Origin of the sequence: Bacteroides mucinivorans, assembly GCF_034654355.2 — a bacterium.
In the GTDB taxonomy this organism is placed as follows: domain Bacteria; phylum Bacteroidota; class Bacteroidia; order Bacteroidales; family Bacteroidaceae; genus Bacteroides; species Bacteroides nordii.
On record NZ_CP178179.1, the window covers coordinates 5,069,390 to 5,083,691 of the forward strand.

10 protein-coding genes are annotated in these 14,302 nt (G+C 41.8%); 8 read left to right on the forward strand and 2 right to left on the reverse strand.

Annotation, left to right across the window (positions count from 1 at the left end; all coding sequences use genetic code 11):
• Window positions 1-259: 259 nt before the first annotated feature.
• Window positions 260-2,557, forward strand: coding sequence for a LamG-like jellyroll fold domain-containing protein (locus VCM39_RS19280; protein WP_289292767.1), 2,298 nt, complete (start codon window positions 260-262; stop codon window positions 2,555-2,557).
• Window positions 2,558-3,224: 667 nt separating this feature from the next.
• On the opposite strand, the gene VCM39_RS19285 is transcribed toward VCM39_RS19280, so the two are convergent.
• The gene (locus VCM39_RS19285) at window positions 3,225-4,202 is read right to left on the reverse strand and encodes an ROK family protein (protein WP_002559109.1); all 978 of its coding nucleotides are present in this window, start codon (window positions 4,200-4,202) and stop codon (window positions 3,225-3,227) included.
• A gap of 176 nt (window positions 4,203-4,378) precedes the next feature.
• On the opposite strand from VCM39_RS19285, the gene VCM39_RS19290 reads away from it, so the two are divergent.
• The 6 genes from VCM39_RS19290 to VCM39_RS19315 all read left to right on the forward strand — a co-directional run bounded on the left by VCM39_RS19290 (window position 4,379) and on the right by VCM39_RS19315 (window position 12,011).
• The gene (locus tag VCM39_RS19290; protein ID WP_221650310.1) at window positions 4,379-5,095 is read left to right on the forward strand and encodes an ABC transporter ATP-binding protein; all 717 of its coding nucleotides are present in this window, start codon (window positions 4,379-4,381) and stop codon (window positions 5,093-5,095) included.
• A 132-nt stretch (window positions 5,096-5,227) separates the two neighbouring features.
• On the forward strand, window positions 5,228-6,487 hold the full coding sequence (locus VCM39_RS19295; RefSeq protein WP_221650309.1) for an ABC transporter permease: 1,260 nt from the start codon (window positions 5,228-5,230) through the stop codon (window positions 6,485-6,487).
• A 154-nt stretch (window positions 6,488-6,641) separates the two neighbouring features.
• On the forward strand, window positions 6,642-7,886 hold the full coding sequence (locus tag VCM39_RS19300) for an ABC transporter permease (RefSeq protein WP_289292765.1): 1,245 nt from the start codon (window positions 6,642-6,644) through the stop codon (window positions 7,884-7,886).
• Window positions 7,887-7,950: 64 nt separating this feature from the next.
• Window positions 7,951-9,054 (forward strand): efflux RND transporter periplasmic adaptor subunit, encoded by a 1,104-nt coding sequence (locus VCM39_RS19305; protein ID WP_289292764.1) that lies wholly within the window; start codon window positions 7,951-7,953, stop codon window positions 9,052-9,054.
• A gap of 18 nt (window positions 9,055-9,072) precedes the next feature.
• Entirely contained in the window at window positions 9,073-10,386 is a 1,314-nt protein-coding gene (locus VCM39_RS19310; protein WP_221650306.1) for a TolC family protein, read from the forward strand.
• A 44-nt stretch (window positions 10,387-10,430) separates the two neighbouring features.
• A complete protein-coding gene (locus VCM39_RS19315) occupies window positions 10,431-12,011 on the forward strand; it encodes an ExeM/NucH family extracellular endonuclease (RefSeq protein ID WP_322933618.1) in 1,581 nt (526 codons plus the stop codon).
• Between the two features lie 84 nt (window positions 12,012-12,095).
• Here VCM39_RS19315 and VCM39_RS19320 read toward each other — a convergent pair whose 3' ends face one another.
• Window positions 12,096-12,596 carry a DUF3836 domain-containing protein gene (locus VCM39_RS19320; RefSeq protein WP_221650305.1) on the reverse strand — a complete coding sequence of 167 codons (501 nt, stop codon included), beginning with the start codon at window positions 12,594-12,596 and terminating at the stop codon, window positions 12,096-12,098.
• A gap of 262 nt (window positions 12,597-12,858) precedes the next feature.
• On the opposite strand from VCM39_RS19320, the gene VCM39_RS19325 reads away from it, so the two are divergent.
• Complete coding sequence (locus VCM39_RS19325; RefSeq protein ID WP_322933617.1) at window positions 12,859-14,286, forward strand: O-antigen translocase; 1,428 nt, start codon at window positions 12,859-12,861, stop codon at window positions 14,284-14,286.
• Window positions 14,287-14,302: the final 16 nt, after the last annotated feature.

The window sequence follows — 14,302 nt, forward strand, 5'->3', positions numbered from 1 at the left end:
ACTTCTGCAAAATGTGATGTCCTTGTTTTTTTTACACTTTCCACTAGGGAGACTTCCGGCTCATCTGCTTTAAAGATATAGGGGACGAAAACGTCGTCTGGTTTGTATAATCTATAAATTTAAAAGTATGATGAAAAACAATCGCATTCAATCCTCCATCCGGGATCCGGCAATTCTTTCCGTCTCAACGCGAAGTACACCATCCGGCAGTTTCGCAAACCATTCAACAGAATAAAAAAATCAAATACATATTATTACTATGAATAAAAATACTCTTTTCACATTATTAGTTCTCTTATTAACTTCATTTATCAGCGTAAATGCAAGTGAGAATAAAGCAATAGATATCCCGGCTGCTGTATGGCAGAGTAATAAATTAACTGCATATCGTCTTGAAGTTCTCGACAACTTGCTTGGCGAACGCGGTACCACCGACGAGCGCATAGGTAAATCTTTCACAATAGCAGCATGGGTTAATCTCAGAGCACTGCCTGCAGGAGGTATGTCTTATATCATGGGACATGGTGCCCAGGGACATTTCAACCAAAATGGAAGTCTGATACTTATGGCCAACAAAGATGGAGACTTCTATGTAAAAGGTAATAAAAAAGAATATTCATTAACCGAAAAAGTAAATGTTGGTGAGTGGATCTACCTCACTGTTGCCTACGATTATGACAATAACAGTATCACAGCCTACAAAAACGGAGAAATACTTGGAGCTACCGTTGAATTAGGAGATAGTAAACTGGAAATATTCGCAGATGATCCATGTATCTTCTATGTAGGCGGAAGTCTGTACGATGGTTTCTGTGATGAATTTCAGTTCTATAATAAAGCACTGACACAAGAAGAAGCCGCCCAGGCCATGATTGATGCCTCTACCGTAAACAGTATCACCGCACTCTACAATCTGAATGAGGAAGTAGACGGCACTACCGGAGCATTTGCCAATCAGATAGAGGGAGACAAAGCGAATATCAACGCAGTATACAATAAAATATCCGGTACAACAAAATGGCAAGGAGAGGGAGAATTCCCATATACTACCAGTACTCCCACATCTCCTACTCTGGTAGACGGACGTGCTTTCGCCATAACTCTGGAGCAACCTGCTACCGGCGGTTCTTTCGAGATCCGGAAAGACGGAGCGGCCATTACTTCCGGCGATAAATTTGAGAATGGCACTGTACTGAGCATTGTAGCAACTCCCGATGCTGGTTATCAGGTAAGTTCTATCCTGGTGAACGGTATGGCTATCGAAGGCACAGAGTTTACTGTATCAGTAACAACAAACGTTACTATTGAATTCACCGAAGCGGAAGTTGAATATTGTACTCCTACTTTCTCAAAAGGGCGCGAAGTGGGACACATCACATCGGCAACTACTACCGGAGCTGTCGCCAATCTGAATTACACAGACACAGGTACCGGAAATTATGATAACTACAACAAAATCGTAGACCGCTCTATGGCAGTCAGAACCGGACAAACGATTGAAGTAACTGTGCAGGCACAAAACGGCCGCTGGGGAGTTGAACGTATTTTCGTTGACTTGAATGGAGACGGCCAGTTCGGTGTCGACGAAATGATTATCAAATACGGAGATACAAGCAACAGTAATAATAATCTGAATAATGTTGTTGCAAGTTTCACTATACCGGAAGATTTCTCTGCAAAGAAAACATTGATGCGTGTACTCTTCACCGACGGTGATACTCAAGGTGGAGACAATGCATGTGGTACATATGTAGACGGTGGATTCTACGACTTTGAGATGCGCATAGTAGATGCAGCCTACGCAGTTACTTATGCCAATGCAACCCCGGATCTGGGTGCAATCAATGTAAAAGCAGGAGAAAACGCTATTAGTAGCGGTGACGAAATAGAAGCAGGCACCGAACTGACAATTGAAGTGGCTCCTAACGAAAATGTAAAGATTGCTTCTTTCACTATCAACGACGAAAACCGGTTGAGTGATTTGAAAAACAATACACTAAAGATTACTGCTACCAATTCTATTGATATCAAAGTATCATTCAAGAGCACGCAGTATACATTCAACATGGTAAATGTTACTCCAAACTCAGGTTCAGTAGCTGCCAAAAATTATGATACCCAGGCAGAAATTTCTGATGGAGATAAAATCAATGAAGGCGATTTCATCACCATCACCCTCACCCCTAACAAAGGAGAGAAAGTGATTGGTCTGAAAAACAATGAAGAGGCTGTCGACCTGAATAATGAAGTAGATGATTATGGCAACTATATGGAGTATTCATTCGAAGCGAAAGGGGATGTCAGCATCGAAGCTACATTCAGCAAACTGGTAGGAATCACATCTGCCAATGCCGACCTCACTGCTTACTATGACGCAGCAAGCCAAACATTGAATATCGGAGATAATGCAACAGCCGTTATTTATGATCTGGCAGGGAATGCAGTTATGAACGTTAGCGAAAAACAAAAGAAGCTGGCTGGTCTGAATAGCGGATGCTACATTGTTAAAGTAGAAGCATCCAATATAACAAAAGCATTTAAGGTAATAAAGAGGTAAATAGGTTTAAACCGGGAGTTCCCGGAGTTCAATTGAAGTAGAGAATGTATATTAACACTGTACATTTTCTACTTCTTTTTTTTAATGGCTAAACGATATATGTCAATATCCAATAAACTGTGTTATATTGATATGCCTCCCGTATCAATAGTATTTGTAATCATTCATAAATAAACTACCACTATATCTAACTCGCATTTCGTTAACATCGTTAATACGTTTTTTTAACGTTTAAAATTCACTTTACCAAAGTGTACAATTAAGCAGCACAAGAATGTACAAATTAGCAGGACAAAAGTGTACAATTAACACTCACTATAATGTACACTTTTGTCAGCCTTTAAATTCGAAAGCTTTATTCATTATCAACCAGTCAATTACATTAAAAGCAAAGACTCACATTTTATCTTTTGTTTCCTTTTATAAAAGTCTTGTTATTACTTTTTCGACAACTATATATTGACCTAATAAATCATTGGGATGTCTGTTCCTTTCTGATTTCCTAAAAAATAACGGAGGGGAACAAAACCTAATTATCTCTCGGTTCATTCTATATTCCACAGGAGTTTTCCGAATAAATCCATGTGCAGAAACCAGAAGCCCCGAATGAACAACTGGTTCATCCGGGGCTTCATTACCTTTATAAATAATTAATGGGACACGCTTATTACATATCTTTCAGTTCCCAAGCCAATGCACTGGCACCCAATACAGCAGCATCAGAATCTTTCAGTTCGGAAACCAACAATTTGGTTTTTCCTTTATAGATATTAAGCAGGTTATCTTCCATGGCTTTGTGGATCGGCTTCATAATGTAATCACCCGATTTTGCCAGACCACCAAACAATACAATCGCTTCCGGACTGGAGAACGCTATGAAATCTGCCAGTGCTTCACCAAGCAAAGTACCCGTGAATTCAAAAATTTCCTGTGCCAGTTTATCACCTTGCACTGCTGCATCATATACATCCTTAGAAGTAATGTTTTCAGCAGAAATATTACGCAAAAGGCTTGCATCTGTACGGGCAGCCAACAATTCACGTGCTGTACGAGCCACACCTGTAGCCGAACAGTAAGTCTCCAGACAGCCTTTACGACCACAACCGCACATACGTCCTGTACCACGACGAACAATCACATGGCCCAGTTCACCGGCAAAGCCGTCATGACCATAAACCATCTGTCCGTTGATTACGATACCGCTACCTACACCTGTTCCCAACGTAATCATGATAAAATCTTTCATACCACGGGCAGCACCATATGTCATTTCACCTACAGCTGCTGCATTCGCATCATTGGTTAATGCAGTAGGAATGCCAAGACGTTCTTCAAACATTGCAGCCAGAGGGATAATGCCCTTCCAGGGCAAGTTTGGAGCAAACTCAATTGTTCCGCTATAATAATTTCCATTAGGAGCACCGATACCGATACCTTTTATTTTTTCAACCCCGCCCTGTGAGATGATAAGTGGAAGAAGGTTTTTGCACACTTCGTCTACATACTCTTCTACTGTAGAATAGGCCTGAGTTTTCACCGAGCCACTTGCTATAATAGTTCCACGTGCGTCTACAATACCAAAGACAGAGTTTGTTCCGCCTATGTCAATACCCACTACATAGGGCTTTTCCATGTTTGAATTCATGATAGTTCGTTTAAAAGGGTTAGCTTATTAAATATTTATTGCACACAAATTACGTAAAGAAGATTGATTCGGCAAAATGTTTTTGAAAAAAAGTTCACTCTGTTTGCAACTTTTCGTATCTTACGTGCGTCTAATAGATGAAATTATAAGAAAATAAAAACTAAACAAAGGAAATTGTGATATACCTTAAAGACATTAACAAGACCTACTACAACGGAGCACCTCTCCATGTACTCAAAGGTATCAACCTCGATATCAAACGGGGTGAGTTTGTATCCATCATGGGGGCATCGGGCTCTGGAAAATCCACCTTACTAAATATACTGGGCATTCTGGACAATTATGATACCGGCGAATATTACCTGAACAATGTATTGATAAAGAACCTCAGCGAAACGAAAGCTGCAGAATACAGAAACCGGATGATCGGGTTTATTTTCCAATCTTTCAATCTGATTTCTTTTAAAAATGCAGTGGAAAATGTAGCCCTCCCGTTATTCTACCAGGGAGTGGGACGTAAAAAACGGAACGCTTTAGCACTGGAATATCTCGACAAACTGGGACTGAAAGACTGGGCACATCACATGCCAAACGAAATGAGCGGTGGGCAAAAACAACGTGTGGCAATAGCACGGGCACTAATCACCCAGCCACAGATAATCCTTGCCGATGAACCCACCGGAGCATTGGATAGTAAGACTTCCGTTGAAGTGATGCAAATCCTGAAAGACCTTCACAAAACAGGAATGACTATCGTAGTAGTGACCCACGAAAGCGGTGTGGCCAACCAGACCGACAAAATAATCCATATCAAAGACGGAATTATCGAAAAGATTGAGGAGAATCTAGACCACGATGCATCGCCTTTCGGACAACACGGAATAATGAAGTAAAGATATTTACGATTGGACGATTGACAATTTACGATTGAAAAATCTTTGTAAATCATAAAGCCAAGGGACAGTCGTAAATACAAAAGTAATTTCAATCGTCTAATTGTAAATCGTTAAATCGTAAATAAAATCATGTTTGACATTTGGCAAGAAATATACGGTACCATCAAGCGGAATAAACTTCGTACCTTCCTCACCGGATTTGCTGTGGCATGGGGAATTTTTATGCTTATCGTGCTGTTAGGAGCAGGCAACGGATTAATACATGCCTTTGAGCAATCGTCTTCGGAAAGGGCGCTGAATTCCATAAAAATATATCCGGGGTGGACAACCAAATCATACGAAGGACTAAAAGAGGGACGAAATATCCGGCTGGACAACAAAGACCTGGATGTGACAAAACAACAATTTCAGGAAAACGTAATCAGCGTCGGTGCAACTCTGTATCAGAGTAGTGCCAACCTCAGCTTTGGCAAAGAGTATGTCAATCTGAGTCTTACAGGTGTATTTCCCAACTTCCCGGAAGTGGAAACTGTAAAACTGTCCGAAGGAAGGTTTATCAACGAAATGGATATACAACAACGCAGAAAAGTTGTTGTTCTTAACGTCAAGACAGCCGATATACTCTTCGGGAAAACCCATACAAACCCCATCGGGCAAAATGTGAAGACCGGAGGTATCGTCTATCAGGTGATAGGACTATACAAAGATCAGGGAGACAATAGCTCAAGCGATGCCTATATCCCTTTTACTACCCTTCAGATTATTTATAATAAAGGTGATAAACTAAACAACATTGTGTTTACCACCAAAAATCTGAAATCAATAGAAGACAACGAAGCCTTTGAAACACAATACCGTAAAGTGCTAGGAGCAAATCACCGCTTTGATCCCACAGATAACAGTGCTATCTGGATATGGAATCGGTTTACCAATTATCTGCGGAACATGGGTGCAATGAATATGCTTCGGATTGCCATCTGGGTAATAGGTATCTTTACGTTGCTAAGTGGCATTGTGGGGGTATCAAACATTATGCTGATTACCGTAAAAGAACGTACCCACGAATTCGGCATCCGCAAGGCCTTAGGAGCCAAACCGGGATCTATCTTATGGCTTATCATCGTAGAGAGTATCGCTATAACAACTTTCTTCGGATACATAGGTATGGTAGCGGGCATTGCCGTAACAGAATGGATGAACAGTGCTTTCGGAAACCAGCAAATGGACAACGGCATGTGGTCGGAGACAGTATTCTCTAACCCGACAGTGGACCTGAGCATTGCCATACAAGCAACTCTGACGCTGGTAGTTGCAGGAACACTGGCAGGATTTTTTCCCGCACGCAAAGCGGTTAGTATCAGCCCGATTGAGGCACTGAGAGCGGATTAATAATATTTACGACTGGACGATTTACAATTTACGATTAAAGGTTCTTCGTAACTTAACGGAAATTCGAGATAAACAAATGAGGTATGAGAGAAACAGAATATTCTTTTGTCGTTTAGCTCATACCAAATAATATAGCACTTAGTAAATAATAAAGATGCGAATAGACATGGACACGTGTGAGGAAATCCTCATCACGATAACAAGAAACAAAACCCGAAGCCTGCTTACGGCATTCGGTGTATTCTGGGGTATTTTCATGCTTGTGGCACTCATTGGTGGCGGACAGGGTATGCAAAATGCAATGCAAGTACAATTTGAGGGGTTTGCTACCAACTCGGGATTTGCCTGGCCCCAACGTACAGGTGAGGCTTACAAAGGATTTAGTAAAGGCCGTTGGTGGAGTATGAACATCGATGATATTGAACGGATACGTGAAAATGTAGAAGGCATCGAGCTTATTACTCCTTCCATTGCCCGCTGGGGGGCTAAATCCGTGCACGAGGACAAAAAGTTCGACTGTATCGTAAAAGGTCTGCACCCCGAATATGAAAATATCGAAGCACAGGATATCGCACTCGGACGATTTATAAACGATGTGGATATCCGTGAGGCACGCAAAGTGTGCGTCATCGGAAAGCGTGTATACGAAAGCCTGTTCACCCCGGGAACTGACCCGCTGGGGAAATACATACGTGTAGACGGAATTTACTACCGTGTCATCGGCATGTCGGCAGCAGAAGGAAATATCAATATTCAAGGACAGTCGTCAGAATCGGTTATACTACCCTTCACCACCATGCAACGGGCCTATAATCTGGGACGTAACATAGAGCTGGCCTGCTTTACAGTGAAACCCGGACTGAAAGTGACCGATATACAACCGGAAGTAGAACGTATCATTAAAGAAGCACACTTCATATCGCCGGACGACAAACAAGCAATCATGGTACTGAACACAGAAGCCATGTTTTCAATGATGGACAACTTGTTCACGGGAATACGCATTCTTATCTGGATGGTGGGACTGGGTACACTGCTGGCAGGAGCAATCGGGGTATCGAATATTATGATGGTGACTGTCCGCGAACGTACAACCGAAATTGGAATTCGCCGTGCCATTGGTGCACGCCCCAAAGATATTCTCCAGCAGATTCTCTCCGAAAGCATGGTACTGACCACTGTAGCCGGAATGATGGGAATTTCATTTGCCGTGCTGGTGCTTCAGGTTATGGATCTGACGATTACCAGTGACAGCGGAAGGTCTTTCGGCTTTCAGGTGACATTCGGCTTAGCCGTAGGTACTTGCCTGCTACTTGTCACGCTGGGCATGCTGGCAGGACTGGCACCTGCTTACCGGGCAATGGCTATAAAACCGATAGAGGCTATCAGGGACGAATAACAGATACGTGGGCCAAAGAAAAGTGAAAAACAAGAATAAAATAAAAATCAAAAATAAAACTAAAATGAAAAAGTTTCTGAAAATTACATTGCTGGTACTCCTGGCAGCCGGTATTATAGGGACATTTGTATTCCTGTGGATGAAATCAAGACCAAAAGTTGTTGTATACGAAACCGTAACAGCAGAGGTGGCCGACCTTCAAAAAACAACCGTAGCTACGGGAAAAGTAGAACCACGCGATGAAATTCTTATCAAACCCCAGATCTCCGGTATCATTGACGAAGTGTATAAAGAAGCCGGACAAAGTATCCGCAAAGGTGAAGTGATTGCCAAAGTAAAGGTAATCCCGGAACTGGGACAGGTAAACTCCGCCGAAAGTCGTGTGCGCCTGGCGGAAATAAATGAGAAGCAGGCACAAACAGACTTTGACCGTATTGAGAAACTATTCAAAGACAAGCTGATCAGCCGAGAAGACTTTGAGAAAAGCGAAGTAGCACTGAAACAAAGCCATGTGGAAGTGCAAACAGCCAAAGATGCTCTCGAAATCATCAAGGAAGGCATTACCAAAAACAGTGCTTCACTTTCCAGTACACTGATTCGCTCTACAATAGACGGACTGATCCTGGATGTTCCGGTAAAGGCCGGTAATTCGGTTATCATGAGTAATACGTTCAATGACGGAACGACTATTGCTACGGTGGCCAACATGAATGACCTGATCTTTAAAGGCAAGATAGACGAAACAGAAGTAGGCCGTATCCACGAAGGTATGCCCGTAAAACTGACTATCGGTGCATTGCAGAACCTGACATTCGATGCTATACTGGAATACATTTCACCAAAAGGTGTGGAAGAAAACGGAGCCAATCAGTTTGAGATAAAAGCAGCGGTAGTCGTTCCGGATAGTGTACAGATCCGTTCGGGCTACTCGGCCAACGCAGAGATTGTGCTTCAACGTGCCCAGCAGGCATTGGCGGTGCCCGAAAGCGTGATCGAATTCAGTGGTGACTCTACATTTGTATATATAATGACAGATTCCGTACCAGAACAGAAATTCCAGCGCAAACCGGTTATAGCCGGCATGAGTGATGGTATCAAGATTGAAATTAAAAGTGGTGTAACAGCCAAAGACAAAATCCGTGGAGCGGAAAAGAAAGATAAGAAGTAAAATCAATAACAGGAAATTATGAAAAAAGGACTTATTATATTCTCTCTTGCCACACTCTATGCCACCAGTCAGGCTCAAGAAGGGTGGACGCTACGCCAATGTATCGACTATGCCATCGAGCACAATATAGAAATTCAGCAAACAGCTAATGCTGCCGAACAAAGTGCTATAGAGGCAAATACGGCAAAGTGGGCAAGGTTACCGAATTTGAGTGGCTCGGCAGGTCAGAGCTGGAGCTGGGGACGTTCGGCTTCACCGGTAGACAATACGTATAGTGACATCAATAGTGGTAGTACACAATTCGGTCTTAGTACCAATGTCCCACTATTTACCGGACTGCAACTACCCAATCAGTATGCCCTTAGCAAACTGAATTTCAAAGCTGCTATTGAAGATCTGAATAAGGCAAAAGAGGATGTTGCTATTAATGTGACCTCTTCTTATCTACAGGTTTTATTTAATATGGAACTCAATAAAGTAGCAGCCAGCCAGGTTGAACTCAGTAAAGAACAATGCAAACGTATTACCCGCCTGGCCGAAGTAGGAAAAGCGTCGGCAGCTGAAGTAGCTGAAGCTAAAGCACGGGTAGCACAAGATGAAATGAGTTTAGTACAAGCTGAAAACAATTACCAATTGGCTTTACTGAATTTGAGCCAATTGCTGGAACTGTCTACTCCCAAAGGATTTTCACTCGCACAACCAGATACTCTTGTAGATTTCGCCCCGCTGACCCCACCGGATGATATATATACAGAAGCATTGAGTAATAAACCGGGTATCCGGGCTGCACAACTTCGCTTGGAAGGTAGTGAAAAGAGTATACGCATCGCACAAAGTAACTACTACCCACAACTTTCTTTCGGAGCGAATTTGGGAACGAATTTCTATACACTAAACGGATCTGCCGAGCACAGTTTCGGATCTCAGTTGAAAAACAATCTGAATAAAGGCATCGGATTCAATCTGAGTATACCACTGTTTAACCGCTTGGCTACCCGTAACCGCGTTCGCAGTGCCCGACTACAGCAAACCAATCTCGCCCTGAAACTTGATAACACTAAAAAGGTGCTTTACAAAGAGATTCAACAGGCATGGTACAACGCTATAGCTGCCGAAAGCAAATTCAACAGTAGTACAGCGGCCGTCGCAGCCAACGAAGAGTCTTTCCGCCTGATGAGCGAAAAGTTCGATAACGGGAAAGCTACTTTCGTTGAATACAACGAAGCCAAACAGAATCTGACAAAATCGCTGTCGGACAAGATACAGGCAAAATATGATTATCTGTTCCGTACCAAGATTCTCGACTTCTACAAAGGAAAGGCTATTGAGTAACCAATAATATCAGTATCTTTGCTTCATAAACAAAAAAGCTGTCTATGAAGCAAAGGTTACTCCTATTACTGATTTTCCTGCCGACCGCTCTGCTTGGTCAACAAAAGATTATCTTCCCTGATGATTTTAATACAGGCCTGAATGGAAAGGATGTAACCATTACCAATCCGCTCATTATCACAGATACCCGGCAATTAAGTTCTAATGGTATATTGGTTTTAGCCGCCGAACGCATACAGTCCGCCACAGAAGAACATGAACCGGGGGAAGAAATGTATGCTCAATGGCAAAAAGAGTTCCCTAAGCGCATACTATCCCTTAAAGTAGATAAAACAGCTTTTTACCGTACCGGACAACAAACCACCAACCTCACGGGAACAGTATCTGTCAATAACGGCACTTATACAATCATCCCCAAAATGGCTCCTTCCTTCGTAGGTAATGAGCGTACCACTCACCCCCGGAAAGTAACAGCACCACACAACCTGAAAATCGCCAGCTTCAACCTGAACTTCTACATTGCTAATTCGTCATTGTGGAATCCGGACTACGGTGCAGCCAACCTGAATGAGTTCACACGCCAGCGTACTAAAATACTTGCAGCTCTCAAAGCAATAAATGCAGACATATACGCACTCTGCGAAGTTGGTGAAGGAAAAACGGCCGTGCAGGATATTGTGAAAGGATTGAATGACATAGCCGGAACAAACCGGTATGCTTATACAGACAATGGGGATACGAAAGAAAGTACGTATACTAAAAATGTATTTGTTTACAACACGGATAAGGTAGAATCTTATAAAGAAGTCCTCACCATTGGTTCATACCTCAAACTCCGTCATGTAGCACAGGCCTTCAATCTGAAAGAAAACCAGGAAAGGCTGATTATCTCATTGAATCATTTTAAGTCGAAATCGTCTGGTAGCGGCACCGATGCCGATCAATATGACGGACAGGGGAAATCAAATAATCAACGGAAAGCAGAAGCCTACACATTGGTTAACGAGCTGAATGCACTAACCAATTATTACGAAGACCCGGATATACTGATACTGGGAGATCTGAATGCATACTCCAAAGAAGACCCGATACGGATACTTACAAATACTTCTTTAGTGAACTTGCTGGAGCATTTCTCTCCGCAGGATTATAGCTATGCCTACAATGGAGCTATCGGCTATCTGGATCACTCCATAGCCTCTGCCAGCATGAGCAAGCAGGTAGTAGATGCAGCGCCCTGGCATATCAATGCAGATGAACAAAGTAAATTTGGTTATAAAAATGCCATAAACTATTCGCCGGATCCCTATCGCTGTTCTGACCATGACCCTATCATTACCACTTTAATGCTGGACCGTGCTACGGGCATTTATACTCCGGGGAACGGATATAAAAACAGAATTCAGATATCCGGCAACCCACATGACGGATATCTCACTCTGCAAAGCGAACGTATAGACAAAGTAGAAATACTTAGCATCAGCGGACAAGTGCTTTTCACAAATACACCTGCCGTAGCAGGTAATTATTTCATTCTACCAACCGGCGGACTCATGGGTGGTTTTTATATCATTCGTGTTTACTGCAATAATTATTGCATTACAGATAAAATTGTACTTCCATAAAAGAAAGTATACACTGAAAAACGAAGCTCCGCGTTACCAAGAAAGTAACGCGGAGCTTCGTTTTTATTTTTATTACAAATATTTTTAATAAGCAAATGCTATCAGATTTGAATTATAGTCAACTCTGTTTACCACATTCATAGTCCAGTCACTCTCCGATTTATTCCACTTATAGTTCATATAGGCAACCGGCATGTTTTGTTCATTCAACTCATAAACCGTCTTCTCTACTGAATCAATATATGCTTTGCGACTCTCATTCCAACGTGCATATTCCATTGTGATTTCATTATTGGTGTACAAATAAGTAATCTTAAAATACGGAGTCCATTTATCATGACTGCCATCCCATTTAAATGCCTCTTTTGCAGTCATTCTATTCTGATCATCATAAGAAAAATCATATTTCATATGACGATAAAGCGAACCATCCATACGATAGATAACCTTCGACGTAACTAAGTCACCCTCTTTAACTTCATTCGTTACAAAGTTCGTATCCTGTGCTTTTAACTCTGCATTTACAACACCTGTAATTGTCATCACTACTAAAACAATCATTCTGAAAAATACTGTAGTCTTCATAATCGTATATTTTTTATTAGTTAAATTTTTTCCTGTTTATATATTAGACGTATTGACTTATTCAAAGGTTGCATCACTTTCTGTTTTTTTTCGTTTTTTATTTGATGACCGCCTTCGTAATATATAAATGCAAGAGGTGTGCCAGAATAATAAAACACTGATAACCAACAGTATAAAGTAAATCCTTAGTGTACGAAAATGAACACATGTACGCTTATATGCGGACAGTGTACTATTTTTAATTATCTTTGCCTATTGTTTTATGGAACAACAAAAAGAATATAGAAGTATCGTAAAAGCTACAGCCCTCTTCGGAGGCGTACAGGCTTTTCAGGTTCTGCTTACTTTGGTACGTACCAAAGTGGTGGCATTGCTTCTTGGTGTAGACGGTGTAGGCCTGTTAGGAATGTTCAACAATGCCATAAGCATGGTACAAAGTATAACGGGGTTAGGTATCAATCAGGGAGGTGTCAAAAGCCTCTCCTCTGCCGAAGATCCCCGTAAAGCTGCACAAATAGCAACTCTAATCCGGCAAATGAGCTTATATGCCGGCTTACTCGGTGCAGTGGTGGTGCTTGCACTTTCTCCCTGGCTATCACAATGGAGTTTCGGAACGCGAGACTTCACAGGAGCATATATGTGGCTCGCCTGTACCATCTTATTTGACACGCTAGCCAAAGGAGAACTCGCCATATTTCAAGGATTCCGACGCCTCCGTATTCTGGCACAAGCCAATCTATTGGGTGCATCCGCAGGACTTCTTATCTCACTACCTATTTACTATATATGGAGAACAGACGGTGTTGTGGTTGCTATTATACTCTCTTCCATTTGTGGTTACTTTGCTACACTGCTGTTCCGCAACAAACAAAAGGTGCCACCTTTATCTGTTCGTCAGGAAGGTAAAAGTATCATCACAATCGGAGCCATGCTTACCATCAGCGGTTTTGCCAGTACATTGGTCAGCTATCTATTCAATATCTACCTTAGAAGTCACGGTGGATTGGAAGATGTGGGTATCTACCAGTCCGGGTTCGGACTGATAGACAAATACATCGGGCTTATCTTTGTGGCAATGAGTACCGACTACTACCCCCGACTGGCAGCCGTTCATAATCAAAACACAAAGCTCAGTTCCATAATGAATCAGCAGACCATAGTATCACTGCTGATACTGTGTCCGGTTATCACAATCTTTCTGCCAACAGCACCTCTGATTGTCCGCCTGCTACTGACCAAATCGTTCCTACCGGTCATTCCTTTTCTGTCATGGGCCATATTAGGTATGATTTTTAAAGTGGTTTCTACCAGTATGGGATATATACTTATCGTTAAAGGAGCACACCGGTTATTTCTTGGTACCGAATTATTTTCATGGAGCACTATACTAATAACCAATATCATAGGATATACTTTATGGGGAATTGAAGGAATAGGCATTGCTTTTTTATTCAGTTATGTCTGCTATCTGGCAATAGTGGGAATTACCTGCAGAAAAATCTTCAAGATTGTATTTAACCGGGAAGTATTATACCTATTTCTCTTTACCAGTACATTAGCTATAGCCAGTTTTATTTCTGTACGCTATCTGGTACCTGTCAGTCCTTGGTACGGCTATGCAATATGTATGTTATTAATCACATTCTCCTTATGGATTGCCATAAAAAGACTATGGCAGCATATTAAATAAATTACTATTTTTGCAT